Source organism: Mycobacterium sp. D16Q13 (genome assembly GCF_002013375.1).
Classification (GTDB): Bacteria; Actinomycetota; Actinomycetes; order Mycobacteriales; family Mycobacteriaceae; genus Mycobacterium.
On sequence record NZ_MAEW01000001.1, the window covers coordinates 416,162 to 433,490 of the forward strand.

Consider the following 17,329-nt stretch of genomic DNA (forward strand, 5'->3'; position numbering starts at 1 on the left):
TTCGGGCTACAGCCCCGCGCGATCTCGGTGTGAATCGGTCAGAAAGACCGTGTTTTTGGCGTCTCGCCAGTCTTGGCTGAGTCCGTCACCTCGATAGGCGTACGGTCGCAGCCCTGCTGGCTGCAACAGGGACACCACTTCGTCCGAGGGCGTCTCGATGATCATCACCGGCTGCGAAGCGGTGATGGTGGCGAGTCCACCACGAATCACCGCGGCCTCCATCCCCTGCACGTCGATCTTGATCACCTGAGGATCCAGGCCGAAATCATCCAGTCGGCGAACCTGTACGGGATGCCGTTCGATCGTCAGTTTTGATTCGTCGAATCCGGCCATGGTGTCGGGGTTGAGCCAACCGCGCGCCTCACCCTCGTCGAGCGAGGCCAGACCGTCGTAGACGAAGTTGCGGTATCGCGGAACGAACAGATCGAAGGTGCCGTCCGCATCGGAGAGTCCGCAGGCATGTACGCGCACGGCGCTGCTCTCATATCGGCGCCTAAGCCGCTGAGCAAGAACGGCATTGGGCTCGAAACTCACTATCGTCTCCGGCGCGGCCGTGCGCTGCAGCGCACAAATGCTCTGACCCCAGTTGCCGCCGATGTCGACCGCCTCGGAGATGGGTCCCAGACGGCCCAGGAGGTGGAATTCGGGATCGATACGCCACCCGAACCATCGAGTGCCCATGTTGTACGCGCCGAACTTAAGTGGCCGCAGAAACGGTAGATAGGTTTGCGCCATTCTCAACGCCGGCATGCTCACGTGGGCAGACTAGTCGACCGATACCCCGCCACCAGCTCGATCGCCGGGCACCCGGTTCAGCACCGTGACGTGGCACGCGGATCTCCAGGGTCGCCGTCACACCTACCGACCCCTCGTATCTGCATCGGTAGGTGCTCGCGGCGACCAAGACGATGAGCTTGTTTGCGGCTGAGCGGCCGCGAACATGGCGCATCCACGCTGCGGGCACGGCCCGAAGGAACAGGGTCCGTACTTAGCCCGCCGATCGCGGGAGCCAGCAGAAAATATCGCGTCTGACCTGCCCCGCGCAACCTTTTAGGAATTCTCGCCGCGCTGCCCCACCTGGGGCGCTGACCGATTGCCGCAGTTGCTCCGCTGATAACATCCGCATGTGGCACGCGAGTGGCTTCTCTTGGAAACACTCGGCGACGAACCAACTGTCATCGCCTCCGGCAACCAGCCGCGGAACATGGTTCCTCTCAGCGCTTTTCTACGGCGTAATCGAAATCTTGGGCTGATTCGCCGGGTCATCGCCGCGGCAACCAAAGCAAATAAGGCCGCCAGCATCGGCCCACCCGACTCCGATTCGGTCATCGACATCCGACCGATCGCCATGCCCGACGGTCGGGTGCACGGAGTGTGGCTGTGGACGGGATCGACGCCTCCTGCCACCGCTCCCCCTGCCGAAGGCGGAGCGGTAGTCCTCAACGCCGATACCGGCGCCCTGCACATGAGCGACGGTGCGGCCCTTGCCATGGGAATGGCTGCCACCGAGCCGCACGCCGAGATCAGCATGCCTGAGCTCTACCGCTACCTGGCACCCAATCCCGGCGAGACGGACGTCCTGGGGCTCATTGTGACCGCGACGGAAGACATGACCTACTGCGCCACCTGGCCCGGGGTGGACAGCGACGGCAATCCCACCCTGTGCCACTTCGCAAGCCGACTGGTCGTGGAACCCAACACCGAGGGGGTCCCCGAGCGGCTGGGGCGCGCGATCAACCTGCGAGTCGGTCGGCCGGCGCCACCGGTTCCGCTGCTCGAACAACAGGTCCTCGAGGCCGCCGCCGAACCCGGCGCGTATCGCGCGCTGGTGATGATCGCTTCACGGAAACTGATCAAGTGGATTGATCCTCCTGCACCGGAATGGCATTGGGAGTTCGACCCGCTGGGCCGCCCCAAGATTCACCCGGACGACGAAGCGAATCTGAACTTCATGATCGACAATGCCGTATTCGGTGCGACCGAGGCGGTAATCCGGTTCCGCTGCCACGATGACAGCTGGGAATCGCTGCACTGCTCGACCAATGTGGTCAAGTTGAGCGAAGACGCCACCGTCGCGCTCATCACGCACCGGCGCAGGCCCGCGAAGCCTCTCTAGCCGCCCATCTGAAGACAGCTACGGCGCCCGCCAGTTCGCCCGAAATTGCTAACATCCGGGCATGTCGCGCGATTGGATGCTGCTAGAGACCCTGAGTGAGGAACCCACGGTCATAGCCATCGGATTGCAGGCCCGAAACATGACGCCGCTCGAGGCGGTGCTGGGCCGCAACCGGCATCGCCCGTTGATCGAGGCGACGATCACCGAATGCCAGCGCACAGGCGAACCGGCGGTGGTTGTCACCCCGGCTGGAGACCGCGTCGTGCGCGTGCATCCGATATCCATGGGGCAGGGAGATATCCACGGCGTCCAGGTGTGGTTCGGCCCGGCAGACCTCGAGCCGCCGCGTCGACCCATCGCGGGGGCTTGCCTGGGCGATTTGGACACATCGGTCACGACGCTCACCGCGGAGTACTTCGATGTGATGGGTTTCGACCCGAGCAACAGATCCGAGAAACAGGCCATCGCCGAAGGCCTGGCACCGGTGTTACCGAGCCCTCACAACGCCGAATTGATGGCGAATGCCGTGAACCCCGAACTCGAGACGACCTTTTGCGGCACATGTCTAGCCGCCGACTACCAAGGAAACGTCCTCCAAGTCCACTACGCCGGACGGGCATCCAAGGAAATCAATGCGGCGGGCGCCGTGGAGCGCATCAACAGAATCGTCTGCACACGGGTGGAGAACAGCCCTGCCGAACCTCGGGTGGGGCTGGCACAGCAGATCCTGCACGCGGTCGCGACCCCCGGCGCGCATCGGCTGCTGATCAATGTCGACACCTTCGCCGTCCTCAAGTGGATCGACGAGCCGTTCCCCGACCTGGCATGGCGCTATGACCCCGATCGACCCGAGAGCATCCATCCCGAGGACGCGGCCGCGGCGCGAAACATGCGGGAGGAGCTTCGGGCCGGATCGACGACCGGGGTGCTCCGCATGCGAGCCGTCTCCGGTGGATGGCTGCGACTGAACGCCTCTGCCACGAAGTTCGCATTACGTGACAACGCTTTTGCGGCCCTGGTCACCCTGACGGCTGCGCCATCGACCCATGCCGAATCGTAGATCGCCGGGATGCGGGCGGCCGTCGCCGCCGCGTGTGTGCCGGTTCTCGCGGTGGGCCTTTCGCTCAACCCAGCCGTTCTGGCTAGGCTTGCCGCATGGCTGCTGACATCGTTCCCATCGAACTCGGGCTCACAGAAGGTGACGTGGTCACCCTGTGGGCCCCGCGGTGGCGCGACGCCGGGGACGAGTGGGAGGCGTTTCTCGGCAAGGACGACGATCTGTACGTGTTCGAGTCGGTGGCCGATCTGGTGGCCTTCGTGCGAACCGACAACGACAACGATCTGGTCGATCACCCGGCGTGGTCGACCCTCGGGGCTCTGTCGGCCGACGAGCTTGAGCCCGATGACGACAATCGCTTCGACCTGATCGGCGTACCGGAGCTGGTTGCCGACAAGCCGAGCGAGGACGCCGTCGACACGCTGCGCGCCACGCTCGCGATCGTGGCCTCCATCGGCGCGGTCTGCGAATTGGCACCCATCAACAAGCTCATCAACGGCAACCCGGTGCTGGCCACACTGTCGGGTGGAGCCGAAAGCTTTACGGGCAAGGACGGATTGAAGCGGTGGAACCAGATCGGTGCCATCGTCGGCAAGTCCTGGGACTCAGTGGTCGACGCCATCGACGAGATCGCCGCGACGCCGGATGTGGATGAGGAGCTCTCCGCCGCCGCGGATGCCGAGCTGCTTGCGGCCGCGGAGAATGCCGTCGACAACGAGGACGACCTCGAGGATGACGACGAACTGGATCTGCTCGACGAAGAATCCGACTCGGAGACCGACGGCTCCGAAAACGGCGAAGACGACGCGGATGACGCCGAGGACGAGTCTGCCGACGAAGACGAAGATGATGACGAGGACGCCGCGGACGACGATCCGGTTCTCGGTGGTGACGAGGATTTCTGGCTGGCAGTCGGTATCGACCCGATCCAGATGATCACCAACTCGGGAACGTTCTACACGCTGCGCTGCTACCTCGACGACGAACCGATCTTCTTGGGACGCAACGGAAGAATCAGCGTGTTCGGTTCCGAGCGGGCATTGGCCCGGTATCTCGCCGACGAGCACGACCACGATCTGGCCGACCTGAGCACCTACGACGACATCCGCACCGCCGCCACCGATGGCTCGCTGCGGATCGACATCACCGACGACAACATCTACGTGTTCACCGGGCTCGCCGATGACCTCGAAGACGGTATCGACGAGGTGGACCGGGACCAGCTCGAGCTGGCGGTGGAGCTGCTCACCGATGTCGCCGAGTACTCCGAGGACGACAGCGTCGACGCGGAGCTGGACAGCGATACCCCCCTGGGCAAGCTGGTCGGGCACCTGCTCGAACCGGATAAGCACGACGAGCCCACGGGCTCATTCGCGGACGCTGCCGAGAGCTGGCGGACGCTGGAGCGTGCGATGGAAGCGCGACTGCGCCGCGAATGATGCGTGCTAGCCGATCTACCGTGACGGCTAGATGATCACCGCGGCTGCTAACCGATCAGGACCGCGTATCCGGGTTTGATCACGTCATCGATGATGGCCAACCGTTCGTCGAACGGGATGAAGGCTGACTTCATCGCGTTGATGGTGAATCGCTGAAGGTCACTCCAGCCGTATCCGAACGTCTCGACGAGTCGCAGCATCTCGCGGCTCATCGAGGTATCGCTCATCAGCCGGTTGTCGGTGTTCACGGTCACCCGGAACCTCAGCCGCGCCAGCAGGTCGAAGGGGTGGTCGGCGATGCTGTCGACCGCTCCCGTCTGCACATTCGAGCTCGGGCACAGCTCCAGAGGCACCCGCTTGTCGCGCAGCAGCGAGGACAGCCGGCCGAGGTGGGCGGTGCCGTCGGGGTCGATATCGATATCGTCGACGATCCGCACTCCATGACCCAGCCGATCGGCACCGCAGAAGGCGATCGCCTCGTGGATCGACGGCAACCCGAATCCCTCACCGGCATGGATGGTGAACCGGGCGTTGGCATTCCGCATGTACTCGAAGGCGTCCAGGTGGCGACTCGGCGGATAGCCGGCCTCGGCCCCGGCGATGTCGAAACCCACGGCACCCCGGTCGCGGAACTTCACGGCCAGCTCGGCGATTTCCCGAGACCGCGCGGCGTGCCGCATCGCGGTGACCAGGGTGCGTACCTTGATGCGCTTACCGTCCGCGCTCGCCTTCCGCTCACCGTCGGCGAACCCGGCCAACACGGCATCCATCACGTCATCGAGGGTCAGACCCGCGTCGATATGAAGTTCCGGCGCGAAACGCACCTCCGCGTACACCACGCCATCGGCCGCGAGGTCCTCGACGCACTCGGCGGCGACGCGATGCAGCGCCGCCGCCGTCTGCATCACACCCACGGTGTGCGCGAAGGTTTCCAGGTACTGCTCCAGGGAGCCGCTGTCGGCGGCGGTACGGAACCACGAGGCCAGGGCACCCTCGTCCTCGGCCGGCAGGTTCTCGTACCCAGATTCCCGCGCCAGATCCAGGACGGTGGCGGGCCGCAGCCCCCCGTCCAGATGGTCATGCAGAAGCGCCTTGGGAGCCTGGGTGATTGACACCAAATCGAGTTCGGCCGTCACACCGAAAGTCTATCGATGATGAGCGCGGCAACGGGGGGCGCCGCACCGATACCCCAGCCACCATCCAGCGCGCCGAGTGCGGCCGGCAGACGTTCGGGGGTGTCGGTGTACAGCGTGAACAGCGGTTCGCCTGCGACAACCGATTCGCCCGGACGGCGGTGAATACGCACCCCGGCGCCGTACTGCACGGTCTCGCCCGGACGGCTACGCCCCGCTCCGAGCCGCCACGCGGCGACCCCGACCGGCATCGCATCGATGTGGTGGATGACACCGCTGGACGGAGCGAGCACGGTCTCCTGACACTGCCCGACCGGCAGTGGCACCGAGAGATCGCCGCCTTGTGCGCGGATCATCGCCCGGAACACGTCCATCGCAGTCCCGTCGATCAACGTCGCGGCCGGGTCTTTGCCGTCGATACCGGCCGCGGAAAGCATTTCGCGGGCCAGAGCCACGGTGAGTGCCACAACGTCATCGGGTCCTCCCCCGGCCAGCACGTCGAGTGATTCCTGCACCTCGACGGCGTTTCCGGCGGTGAGTCCCAGCGGCGTGTCCATCGCGGTCAGCAGAGCGCTGGTCCCGACCCCGTGTGCGGTCCCCAGATCAACCATCGCCGAAGCCAATTCACGCGCCTGCTGCTCGGACTTCATGAAGGCACCGGCACCCACCTTGACATCCAGGACCAGCGCAGCGGTTCCCTCGGCCAGCTTCTTACTCATGATCGACCCGGCGATGAGCGGTATCGATTCCACGGTGCCGGTGATATCGCGCAGCGCGTACAGCTTTCGATCAGCGGGCGCCAATGATGCCCCTGCGGCGCAAATCACCGCTCCGACATCGGAAAGCTGGTGACGTATCTCCTCGTTGGTGAGGTCGACACGGATTCCCGCGATGGACTCAAGCTTGTCCAGGGTGCCGCCGGTATGCCCGAGACCGCGCCCCGACAGCTGGGGCACCGCCGCACCGCAGGCTGCCACCACCGCCACCAGCGGCAGGCTGATCTTGTCTCCCACTCCCCCGGTGGAGTGCTTATCGACGGTCGGCCGGGACAAGCCCGACAGATCGAGCCGCTCACCCGAGGCCAAGATCGCCGCGGTCCATGCCGTCGTCTCGGCGGTGTCCATACCCCGCAGATAGATCGCCATCAGCAGTGCCGCGACCTGTTCTTCGCCGATGCCGCCGCGGGTGTACTCGCCGATCAGCCAGTCGATGGCTCCCGAGCTCAGTTTCCCGCCGTCGCGCTTGGCAGCGATGATCGACGGCATATCGAACGCGTACTCGCCCGGCTCAGAAGTGCTCATCAGATCCGGCCCCGGTCCAGGTCATCGGGGCCGAAGGCCTCCGGGAGTAGCTCCGCGAGTCGTCGCGGCGCATCTGCGTGATCAATCAACAGGTCGGGGCCGCCGTGTTCGAGAAGTAGCTGACGACACCGGCCACAGGGCATCAGCGGCTCACCGCGCGAATCGACACAAGACAGTGCCCGGAGCCGTCCTCCCCCGGTGGAGAACAGGGCGCACACCACAGAACACTCCGCACAGAGACCCAGGCCATATGAGACATTCTCCACATTGCAGCCGACGATCACCCGACCATCGTCGACGAGCGCGGCGGCCCCCACCGGGTATTTCGAATACGGCGCATACGAATGCTTCGTTACGGCATATGCCTTGTCCCGCAACCCTTTCCAATCGATCAACATGATCGGGAAACCTCCCTGTCGGCCCTATGAAAGTCGCGTCGGCTCATCATTTGCTCGTGCAAGGTTTACCTAACTTACTTTGGAGTACGGTGCTTTTCGGCGCTTTTCTATGCTCACGCGATTTCGGCGCCACCTCGGAATGGGTTTAGAGTTCGGGAGACGGTTCGCCGACCACCGTTGGGCCATCGGTTGCGCGTCATGGACGCCCCCATTGACCGCGCCATTTGGCCCCAGTCCACCATTGGTGTTGGAGGCCCACGTGACGACTGCGACGCCCGATACGGCCACATCTGGCCGCGAAGGTAATCGCCTCAAGCGATCGCTATACCGTGGTGATCCAGGAATGTGGTCCTGGGTCCTGCATCGCATTACCGGTGCCACGATTTTCTTCTTCCTCTTCGTCCACGTCTTGGATACTGCCCTCGTACGGGTGAGCCCCGAGGTGTACAACTCGGTGATCGAGACCTACAAGACCCCGATCGTCGGTCTGATGGAACTCGGCCTGGTAGCGGCGGTCCTGTACCACGCGCTCAATGGTGTCCGAGTCATCCTCGTCGATTTCTGGTCAAAGGGCCCGCGTTATCAGCGGCTCATGCTGTGGATCATCGGCGCCACCTGGTTTGTGGTGATGGTTCCCGCGGTAACCCGGATTCTCATGCACATGGCGGAGCGATTCCTGTGACAACACCTCAGACCGGCCCCAATGCGAGCACTCGCGCCAGCGGTCGCCTCGCTCCCGTAATGGAGCGCAACTACGACCGCCCTGCCGCGCTGGACAATCCCCGCGCGCCCCGGCGCGGGTCGGGCATGCCCAACTTCGAGAAGTACGCGTGGATCTTCATGCGTCTGTCGGGCGTCGTCCTGATCTTCCTGGCACTCGGCCACCTGTTCATCATGCTGATGTGGGACAACGGCGTGTACCGCCTGGACTTCAACTTCGTGGCGCAGCGCTGGGCAAGCCCGTTCTGGCAGACCTGGGACCTGACGATGCTGTGGCTCGCGCAGCTGCACGGCGGTAATGGCATGCGCACGATCATCGCCGATTACACCCGCAAGGACTCGACCCGGTTCTGGCTCAATTGCCTGCTGGCGCTGTCGATCATCTTCACGGTTGTGCTCGGCACGTACGTCCTGCTGACCTTCAACCCGAACATCGGTTAGGGGCTTTTCACTATGGGTTCCCCCATCATTCAGGAACATCGGTACGACGTCGTCATCGTCGGCGCGGGCGGCGCGGGTATGCGCGCCGCCGTGGAGGCCGGACCTCGCGTTCGTACGGCGGTATTGACCAAGCTGTACCCGACACGTAGTCACACCGGCGCCGCCCAGGGCGGCATGTGCGCCGCGCTGGCCAACGTCGAGGAAGACAACTGGGAGTGGCACACCTTCGACACCGTCAAGGGCGGCGACTATCTCGCCGACCAGGACGCCGTGGAGATCATGTGCAAGGAGGCCATCGACGCCGTCCTCGACCTCGAGAAGATGGGCATGCCGTTCAACCGGACGCCCCAGGGCCGAATCGACCAGCGCCGCTTCGGTGGTCACACTCGCGACCACGGTAAGGCGCCGGTGCGCCGCGCCTGCTACGCCGCGGACCGCACCGGCCACATGATCCTGCAGACGCTGTACCAAAACTGCGTCAAACATGATGTCGAGTTCTTCAACGAGTTCTACGCGCTGGATGTCGTGCTCACCGAGACGCCCAACGGCCCGGTGGCCACCGGTATCGTCGCCTACGAGCTCGCGACCGGCGACATCCATGTGTTCCACGCCAAGGCAATCGTTTTCGCCACCGGTGGTTCGGGCCGCATGTACAAGACCACTTCCAACGCGCACACCCTTACCGGCGACGGCCTGGGCATCGTGTTCCGCAAGGGACTGCCGCTGGAGGACATGGAGTTCCACCAGTTCCACCCGACAGGCCTTGCCGGTCTGGGCATCCTGATCTCCGAGGCCGTGCGCGGTGAGGGCGGTCGTCTGCTCAACGCCGACGGTGAACGATTCATGGAGCGCTACGCCCCCACCATCGTCGACCTGGCACCCCGCGACATCGTGGCGCGGTCAATGGTTCTCGAGGTGCTCGAGGGCCGCGGCGCCGGACCGAACAAGGACTACGTCTACATCGACGTGCGTCACCTCGGCGCCGACGTGCTGGAAGCGAAGCTGCCGGACATCACCGAATTCGCCCGCACGTACCTGGGCGTCGACCCGGTCACCGAACTGGTTCCGGTGTACCCGACCTGTCACTACGTCATGGGCGGCATCCCGACCAACATCAAGGGACAGGTGTTGCGCGACAACGACAACGTTGTCCCCGGTCTGTATGCGGCCGGCGAGTGCGCCTGCGTGTCGGTGCACGGCGCCAACCGGTTGGGCACCAACTCGCTGTTGGACATCAACGTGTTCGGTCGTCGGGCGGGTATCGCCGCGGCCGAGTACGCCGAAGCCCACGACTTCGTCGAACTGCCGGAGAACCCGGCCACGATGGTCACCGACTGGGTAGCGGACGTGCTCTCCGAGCACGGCGACGAGCGGGTGGCCGACATCCGCACCGAGCTGCAGCAGTCGATGGACAACAACGCCGCGGTGTTCCGCACTGAAGAGACACTCAAGCAGGCGTTGCAGGACATTCACCGCCTCAAGGAGCGGTACAGCCGAATCACGGTGCACGACAAGGGCAAGCGCTACAACAGCGATCTGCTCGAGGCCATCGAGCTGGGCTTCCTGCTCGAACTCGCCGAGGTGACCGTGGTCGGTGCGCTCAACCGCAAGGAATCCCGCGGCGGACACGCCCGCGAGGACTACCCGAACCGCGACGACACCAACTACATGCGACACACCATGGCGTACAAGCAGGGTGCCGAGCTGCTGTCCGATATCCGGCTGGACTACAAGCCCGTTGTCCAGACCCGGTACGAGCCGATGGAACGGAAGTACTGAGATGACTGCGGTTATCGAGAAAGCCGAAGCAGGCGACCCGCCGCTGCCGCCGGTCCCCGAGGGCGCGGTCATGGTGGAACTCAAGATTCAGCGCTTCAACCCCGAGGATCCGGACGCCGCCGGTTGGCAGAGCTTCCGCGTGCCGTGCCTGCCGACGGACCGGCTGCTGAATCTGCTGCTGTACGTAAAGGGCTACCTGGACGGCACGCTGACCTTCCGTCGCTCCTGCGCACACGGCGTGTGCGGTTCGGATGCCATGCGGATCAACGGCGTGAATCGGCTGGCCTGCAAGGTCCTGATGCGCGATCTGTTGCCCAAGAAGCCCAAGAAGATGCTCACCATCACCATCGAGCCCATCCGTGGTCTCCCCGTGGAGAAGGACCTCGTGGTCAACATGGAGCCCTTCTTCGACGCGTTCCGCGCCGTGAAGCCGTACATGATCACCAGCGGCAACCAGCCGACACGCGAGTACATCCAGAGCCAGACCGACCGCGCACGCTTCGACGACACCACCAAGTGCATCCTGTGCGCCTGCTGCACCACCAGCTGCCCGGTGTTCTGGAGCGACGGAAGCTACTTCGGCCCCGCGGCGATCGTTAACGCGCACCGGTTCATCTTCGACAGCCGCGACGAGGCTGCCGCCGAACGCCTGGACATCCTCAATGACGTCGACGGAGTGTGGCGCTGCCGCACCACGTTCAACTGCACGGACGCCTGCCCGCGCGGTATCGAGGTCACCAAGGCGATCCAGGAGGTCAAGCGCGCGCTGATGTTCGCGCGCTAGCCGGTTTGATCTCTTTGCACGGCCCCTGTCACACATCTGCGGGCTGTCTCGTCATACGGATATGACTGAGACACCACGCACAACAACACGTATCGAGCCCGTTGCCCCGCACCAGGCCTCACTGCTCACCCGCATCATGTACCGGGTCGCCAAACGGCGATACGGACAAGTGCCTGAGCCGTTTACGGTCATCGCCCACCACCGCAAGCTGATGGTCGCGGCCGCGATGCATGAGCAGATGCTAAGCAGCGCCTCGCAGGTGTTACCGGTGAGTGTCCGTGAACTCGCGGTGTTCTGGACCGCCCGTACGGTGGGCTGCTCCTGGTGTGTCGACTTTGGCTCCATGCTGCAGCGGCTCGACGGCTTGGATGTCGAGCGCCTCAAGGCCGTCGAGGGATATGCGACATCTCCGCTATTCACCGACGACGAGCGTGCCGCCATTGCGTACGCCGATGCGATGACCGGCAATCCACACGACATCACCGACGAACAGGTCCAGGACTTGCGGCGGCGGTTCGGTGACGCGGGAGTGATCGAGCTGACCTATCAGATCGGCGTCGAGAACATGCGCGCCCGCACCTACGCGGCGCTCGGAATCACCGAGCAGGGCTTCAATTCCGGTGATGCCTGCCGGGTTCCGTGGGCGACTTCCCAGGACTCCCTGGACGCCTAGCCGCTACGCAGCGGTGTGCCGGTGAATTTGTCGGGATTGCTGACGTCCCAGACTGCCAGCACCTTGCCGTCCCGCACCGTGTAGCCACTGACACGGGGCAGCACCGGCCTGAAGTCCGGGTCGGTGTCTGTCTCGGTCAGATACATGCCGAACTGCCCATTCACCAACGCCGGATTGATGGCCTGCATCATCTGCGGGCCGTAACGGTCCAGCAGGCCGAGCAGGAAACGGGCCACCTTGTCGGGGCCATGGATGACCCGGACGGCGGTCGGCGCCTTGCCGTTGGAATCCCCCGTCATCGTCACGTCCGGATGCAGCAGTCGGACAACGGCTTCCAGGCTGCCCGACATGAGGGCTTCGAGCAGCTTGCCGACCACCTCGTTGTGCTCGGCATCGGGCGCTGGTTCCGGGGCTGCCGTCACCGCCCGGCGCGCACGCGTGGCGAGTTGCCGCGCCGCCGCGTCGCTGATGCCGAGAATCTCGGCAATCTGCTTGAACGGCACCGTGAATCCGTCGTGCAAGACAAACGCCACACGCTGATCCGGCGCCAGGCGGTCCAGCACCACCATGGCCGCAAAACGCGCATCCTCGCTGGCCACCAGCGCGGCCAGCGGATCATTGCCATCCAGACCGGTGACCACCGGCTCCGGAAGCCACTCCCCCACATAGGTTTCCCTGCGATAGGCGGCGGATCGCAGCCGGTCCAACCCCAGCCGGGAGACCACGGTGGTCAGCCACGCCGGCAAGTCCTCGATCTCGGCGGTCGCGGAGTACAGGCGCAGCCAGGCGTCCTGGACGATGTCCTCGGCGTCGGCAACACTGCCGGTGAGCCGATAGGCCACCGCCTGCAGCCGGGGGCGCAGCGCCTCGAATTCGTCGGTGCGATCACGAACCGGAACTGCCATCATTTCAGGGTAGGCCTGCAATAGGGTGAGCCCATGGCCAAGCCGTCGATCGCTCCCGTCCGCTGGCAGCCGCCCGGGGTACGGGCGCTATCCCTGAACCCGCAGCCCCTGCCCTCGCTCACGGTGGTGCCGGTCCCCGGTCACGGTCCCGAGGACGTCGTGGCCGACGCAGCGGGCAACATCTGGGCCGGTGTGGTGGATGGAAAGATTCTCCGCATCTCGCCCGACGGTGCCGAGATCACGCATGTCGCAACCACCGAGCACCCACCCTTGGGCCTGCATATCGCGCGCGACGGGCGCGTGCTGATCTGCAGCCGTGACAAGCTGCTGGCGCTCGACCCGGCCTCTGCGGATATCGAGCCACTTGTCACCAAGGTTGATGGACCGCCGCTGATCTTCTGCTCGAATGTCACCGAAGCATCCGATGGGACAATCTATTTCAGCGAGTCGACGGCGCGATTCCCGTTCGAGGAGTACCGGGCGGCGGCCATCGAAGGGCGCGGCACCGGCCGGGTGTTTCGCCGCGATACCGACGGAACCGTCACCACGATCGCCGACGGCCTGTACTTCACCAATGGCGTCACCCTGACCGCCGACGAATCCCGGTTGGTGTACGCCGAGACCATCGGGCGCCGCCTGAGCACGATCACGCTGTCGGGCACCGGGCAGGGAGAGACATCACGGCTCGCCGAGGAACTGCCGTGCATGCCCGACAACATCAGCACCGGATCCGACGGCCGGATCTGGGTGGCGATGGCGGGGCCGCGCAATGCCGCGCTGGAGGCACTGGTGCCGCGCGCACCGATACTGCGGAAACTCATCTGGCAACTACCCGAATCGATTCAACCCGCTGTCACCGCCGATGCCTGGGTTGTCGCGTTCCATCCGGACACCGGAGCAGCAATAGCGAATATCCGCGGCCGCAACCCGGGCCTGCAGACCACCACCGGTGTCGTCGAATCGGGCGGCCGGCTCTGGCTGGGTTGCATCGGGTCGTCGGCCGTCGGCCACCTCAGCCTGGCCGATATCGCACCGTCGCCGTAGTCGGCCGGTAAGTCACATCCGACACAGGCGTAACATCCCCCAGTTCAGGGTGGTGTTCACTTACTGTGGCAAGGCGATGACCACCTGGATTTCTGCGCCCGATCGCCGCCCGTCGCTGCGGACCGCCGCGACGCGCCTCGCCGCGGCCACCGCCGCCGGGCTGATCGTCGCCACCTTCCCCTTAAGCACACCACTCGCCACCGCCGAGCCCGGATTCACGCCGCCGGATACCAGCGGGTGCCCCTACAAGGTCGTCACGCCTCCGGCCGTCGATACCTCCGAGGTACCCAAGGCCGGCGGAGATCCACCCGCGCCGCTTCCGGTGCCCGCCAAGCCCATCGGCGGCGAGATGCTCGGGAGCTGCGACGTGATCACTCCGGACGGTGCCGGGCCCATCCCCAACGATATTTCCGCGGAGTCCTGGCTTATCGCCGACCTGAACACCGGAAATGTGGTGGCCGCCAAGGACCCCCATGCCCGGCACAGACCCGCGAGTGTCATCAAGGTGCTGATCGCGATGGATGCCATCAACAACCTGAACCTCAACCAGGCGGTAGTGGGAACCCAGGACGACGCGAACAGCGAGGGCACCAGGGTCGGCGTCGACGTCGGCGGTACCTACACCGTCCGGCAACTGCTCACTGGCCTGCTCATGAACTCGGGCAACGACGCCGCACACGCTCTGGCCGTCCAGCTCGGCGGCATGAATGAGACCGTCGCCAAGCTCAACGACATGGCGCAGAAACTCGGCGCGCGAGATACCCGAGTGGCGACTCCCTCAGGTCTCGATGGTCCCGGCATGAGCACCTCGGCCTATGACCTGGGGCTGTTCTACAAGTACGCGTTCGCGGACCCCACCTTCGCCGATCTGGTGTCGGCGCCGAAGGCGATGTTCCCGGGCCACCCCGCCAAACCCGGTGAGCACGATGACCACCCGCCCTACGAGATGACGAACGACAATCGGTTGCTCTACAACTACCCCGGTGCGCTCGGCGGAAAGACCGGATACACCGATGATGCGCAACAGACCTTCGTCGGCGCCGCCGAACGCGACGGTCGGCGCTTGGTCGTCACCATGCTGCGCGGCACGCGTCTTCCGATCGCACCGTGGGAGCAGGCAGCTCATCTGCTCGACTACGGGTTCTCGACCCCACGCGACGCCTCGATCGGCAAGCTCGTCGACCCCGACCCATCGCTGCTGACCAAGCCGCATGCCGATAACGGGGCCACTCCCCAAGCGGCCGGCCTCAGCACCGACGCGGTGAACAGCGTCCCCGTCCGGGTGGGCGTGACCATCATCGGCGCGATGATCGTCTTCGGACTTATCCTCGCGGCGAGATCACTCAACCGCCGCCAGGCCTAGACCCTATTTACCGGCCTTGGTTGACGGCCTTGGTTTGACGGCCTTAGTCGCCGCCGCGGCCTAGCCACGAAATACCCAGCGCGCCAAGAGCTCCTGCCCCAAAGGCGGCGATAACCCCCAGCTTGGAGGGCCGCTCGACGGTCTCGACCCGCGTGGTGATGACCACTGGGTCGGGCGGCGGCACATACACAAATGACCGGTTCGCATCGGATGTGGCCGCCCACGCGGTGGCATACAACAGCAGGCGGGCCGTGATGTAGGCGAACACCATGATGCCGAGCACCGGACCAAACGTGGAGCCCGCCGGGCCATGCATGATCACGCTCAGGTAGATCGAGGCGACCTGTTTGAACAGCTCAAAACCGATCGCCGCGATGAGCCCGGCCCGCACCGCACTCGAAAACGGCAGCCGCTCCCTCGGCAGCCGCGCGATCATCCAGGTGAATAACGCCCACGACAACACCGTCGCTATCGCGATCGTGACGACTTTGAGCAGGACCGCCGGTATGGAGACGTCATGCAGCCCCACCCAGCCGAGTATTCGCAGGATGGTTTTCTCGTTACCGACGACCGTGACCGCAATGGTCAGGGCCAGCGCCACGAAGGTTGAGCCCAAGGCCACCAAGTCCGACAGCTTGCCCCTCACGAATCCGTCGGAGTCGTTGGGCTGCTCCCACATCGCGCTGAGCGCCGCACGCACATTGGCCATCCACCCCAGCCCGGCCCACGCCGCGGTCGCAAGACCCGCGATACCCAAGCTGGTACGCGAGGCAATGGCCGTATCCATCAGGTTGATTAGCTGATTGCCCACCTCGCCGGAGATCGCCCCGCTGATCCGGCCACGTAGCTCCGCAATCGTGTCCGGGCGCCTGGACAACACAAAGCCCATGACCGCGAAGCCGACCATCATGAGAGGGAACAGCGCAAAAACCGTGAAATATGTGATTCCCGCGGCGTAGAAGTTGCCGTTTACCTTCTGGTAGCGCTCCTGCATGCGCATGATGTGATCGAACCAGGGAAACCGCGCACGATAGCGGTCGAGAATCCCGGGCTTGTCGTCTTCGGCCACCACTCACCGCCTTTGTTGTTCGCTACCTCGCGGGCCGGACAAACCCTATCCGGTCATAGACCTCGGTGAGCGTCTTCTCCGCCAGCTCCCGGGCGCGCGCCGCGCCTGCCGCCAGGATGTCGTCTAGCGCCGCGGTATCGGTGAGCAGCTCATTCGTCCGGTCACGCACCGGCGTGACGAACTCGACGAGCGCCTCGGCGGCGTCCTTTTTCAGATCGCCATAGCCGCGCCCGGCATAGCCGTCGACGAGCGTGTCGATATCGGCACCGGTGAGTGCGGACTGGATGCTCAGCAGGTTCGAGACGCCCGGCTTGGCCTCCCTGTCGAAACGAATCTCCCGGTCGCTGTCGGTCTGCGCCGACTTGATCTTCTTGGCCGAGACCGCCGGATCGTCGAGCAGGTTGATCAACCCGGCGGGGGTCGAGGCCGACTTGCTCATCTTCACCGTCGGGTCCTGCAGGTCGTAGATCCGCGCCGCGTTCTTCGGCACGAATGTCTCCGGCAGCACAAAGGTCTCGCCGTAGCGGCCGTTGAACCGCTGCGCAACATCCCGAGTCAGTTCGAGGTGCTGACGCTGATCGTCGCCCACCGGCACCACATTCGTCTGGTACAGCAGGATGTCGGCGGCCATCAGCACGGGATAGGTGAACAGGCCGACGGTGGTGGCGTCGTTGCCCTGCTTGGCGGACTTGTCCTTGAACTGCGTCATCCGCGACGCCTCACCGTAGCCCGTCAAACATCCCAGGACCCAAGCCAATTCGGTGTGCGCCGGGACATGGCTTTGCACGAAGATGGCGCTTTCCGCAGGGTCGACGCCAAGCGCCACATACTGGGCGACCACCGCTCGGGTACGTCGGCGCAGTTCGTCGGGATCCTGCGCCACCGTGATGGCGTGCAGGTCAACGACGCAGAAGAGTGCTTCGTATTCATGCTGCAACCGCACCCACTGCTGCACCGCGCCCAACACATTTCCGAGGTGCAGGGAATCGGCGGTGGGTTGGATACCGGAGAACAGGCGTCCCCGGAGGGCGGCATCAGCAGTCATAGTGCATCCATCCTGGCATGACCGGTCAACGCGATTCTGGCAGCCGCTCTTCGCGCGAGACG

17 protein-coding genes are annotated in these 17,329 nt (G+C 64.7%); 10 read left to right on the forward strand and 7 right to left on the reverse strand.

Annotated elements, in window-relative coordinates; translation table 11 throughout:
• Positions 1 to 6 precede the first annotated feature (6 nt).
• On the reverse strand, positions 7 to 750 hold the full coding sequence (locus tag B4400_RS02055; protein ID WP_139361230.1) for an FkbM family methyltransferase: 744 nt from the start codon (positions 748 to 750) through the stop codon (positions 7 to 9).
• A 376-nt stretch (positions 751 to 1,126) separates the two neighbouring features.
• Between B4400_RS02055 and B4400_RS02060 the strand changes: the two genes are divergently transcribed.
• The 3 genes from B4400_RS02060 (at position 1,127) to B4400_RS02070 (ending at position 4,612) form a co-directional block, all read left to right on the forward strand.
• Positions 1,127 to 2,116, forward strand: coding sequence for a GAF domain-containing protein (locus B4400_RS02060; RefSeq protein WP_078308654.1), 990 nt, complete (start codon positions 1,127 to 1,129; stop codon positions 2,114 to 2,116).
• Positions 2,117 to 2,177: 61 nt separating this feature from the next.
• Positions 2,178 to 3,176, forward strand: a complete 999-nt coding sequence (locus tag B4400_RS02065; RefSeq protein ID WP_078308653.1) for a PAS domain-containing protein — start codon at positions 2,178 to 2,180, stop codon at positions 3,174 to 3,176.
• Positions 3,177 to 3,271: 95 nt separating this feature from the next.
• Entirely contained in the window at positions 3,272 to 4,612 is a 1,341-nt protein-coding gene (locus B4400_RS02070; protein ID WP_078308652.1) for a SatS C-terminal domain-containing protein, read from the forward strand.
• Positions 4,613 to 4,659: 47 nt separating this feature from the next.
• Here the strand turns inward: B4400_RS02070 and B4400_RS02075 are convergent, their stop codons facing one another.
• From B4400_RS02075 to B4400_RS02085, 3 genes are read right to left on the reverse strand one after another with little or no spacing between them, the layout of a single operon-like run.
• Positions 4,660 to 5,748 (reverse strand): adenosine deaminase, encoded by a 1,089-nt coding sequence (locus B4400_RS02075; RefSeq protein WP_078308651.1) that lies wholly within the window; start codon positions 5,746 to 5,748, stop codon positions 4,660 to 4,662.
• Complete coding sequence (locus B4400_RS02080; protein WP_078308650.1) at positions 5,745 to 7,046, reverse strand: thymidine phosphorylase; 1,302 nt, start codon at positions 7,044 to 7,046, stop codon at positions 5,745 to 5,747. The genes B4400_RS02075 and B4400_RS02080 overlap by 4 nt, the downstream gene beginning before the upstream one ends.
• Complete coding sequence (locus B4400_RS02085) at positions 7,046 to 7,444, reverse strand: cytidine deaminase (protein WP_078308649.1); 399 nt, start codon at positions 7,442 to 7,444, stop codon at positions 7,046 to 7,048. Before B4400_RS02085 ends, B4400_RS02080 begins: the two co-directional genes overlap by 1 nt.
• 343 nt (positions 7,445 to 7,787) lie before the next feature.
• Here B4400_RS02085 and sdhC point away from each other — a divergent pair, with 343 nt between their 5' ends.
• The 5 genes from sdhC to B4400_RS02110 all read left to right on the forward strand — a co-directional run bounded on the left by sdhC (position 7,788) and on the right by B4400_RS02110 (position 11,841).
• Positions 7,788 to 8,126, forward strand: coding sequence for a succinate dehydrogenase, cytochrome b556 subunit (gene sdhC, locus B4400_RS02090; protein ID WP_233146583.1), 339 nt, complete (start codon positions 7,788 to 7,790; stop codon positions 8,124 to 8,126).
• Positions 8,127 to 8,185: 59 nt separating this feature from the next.
• Positions 8,186 to 8,605: a succinate dehydrogenase hydrophobic membrane anchor subunit gene (locus tag B4400_RS02095; protein WP_167668237.1), complete on the forward strand. Its 420-nt coding sequence runs from the start codon at positions 8,186 to 8,188 to the stop codon at positions 8,603 to 8,605.
• Positions 8,606 to 8,629: 24 nt separating this feature from the next.
• Positions 8,630 to 10,384, forward strand: coding sequence for a succinate dehydrogenase flavoprotein subunit (gene sdhA, locus B4400_RS02100; protein WP_078288709.1), 1,755 nt, complete (start codon positions 8,630 to 8,632; stop codon positions 10,382 to 10,384).
• A 1-nt stretch (position 10,385) separates the two neighbouring features.
• The gene (locus B4400_RS02105; protein WP_078297605.1) at positions 10,386 to 11,168 is read left to right on the forward strand and encodes a succinate dehydrogenase iron-sulfur subunit; all 783 of its coding nucleotides are present in this window, start codon (positions 10,386 to 10,388) and stop codon (positions 11,166 to 11,168) included.
• Between the two features lie 61 nt (positions 11,169 to 11,229).
• Positions 11,230 to 11,841, forward strand: coding sequence for a carboxymuconolactone decarboxylase family protein (locus tag B4400_RS02110; RefSeq protein WP_078308647.1), 612 nt, complete (start codon positions 11,230 to 11,232; stop codon positions 11,839 to 11,841).
• On the opposite strand, the gene B4400_RS02115 is transcribed toward B4400_RS02110, so the two are convergent.
• Complete coding sequence (locus tag B4400_RS02115) at positions 11,838 to 12,746, reverse strand: sigma-70 family RNA polymerase sigma factor (protein ID WP_078308646.1); 909 nt, start codon at positions 12,744 to 12,746, stop codon at positions 11,838 to 11,840. The genes B4400_RS02110 and B4400_RS02115 overlap by 4 nt on opposite strands.
• A 33-nt stretch (positions 12,747 to 12,779) precedes the next feature.
• Here B4400_RS02115 and B4400_RS02120 point away from each other — a divergent pair, with 33 nt between their 5' ends.
• Positions 12,780 to 13,790, forward strand: coding sequence for an SMP-30/gluconolactonase/LRE family protein (locus B4400_RS02120; RefSeq protein ID WP_078308645.1), 1,011 nt, complete (start codon positions 12,780 to 12,782; stop codon positions 13,788 to 13,790).
• Between the two features lie 76 nt (positions 13,791 to 13,866).
• On the forward strand, positions 13,867 to 15,153 hold the full coding sequence (locus B4400_RS02125; protein WP_078308644.1) for a D-alanyl-D-alanine carboxypeptidase family protein: 1,287 nt from the start codon (positions 13,867 to 13,869) through the stop codon (positions 15,151 to 15,153).
• 43 nt (positions 15,154 to 15,196) lie between these two features.
• Here the strand turns inward: B4400_RS02125 and yhjD are convergent, their stop codons facing one another.
• Together yhjD and trpS are read right to left on the reverse strand one after the other, a co-directional pair.
• A complete protein-coding gene (yhjD, locus tag B4400_RS02130) occupies positions 15,197 to 16,225 on the reverse strand; it encodes an inner membrane protein YhjD (protein ID WP_078308643.1) in 1,029 nt (342 codons plus the stop codon).
• Between the two features lie 19 nt (positions 16,226 to 16,244).
• Complete coding sequence (gene trpS, locus B4400_RS02135; protein ID WP_078308642.1) at positions 16,245 to 17,267, reverse strand: tryptophan--tRNA ligase; 1,023 nt, start codon at positions 17,265 to 17,267, stop codon at positions 16,245 to 16,247.
• Between the last annotated feature and the right edge of the window lie 62 nt (positions 17,268 to 17,329).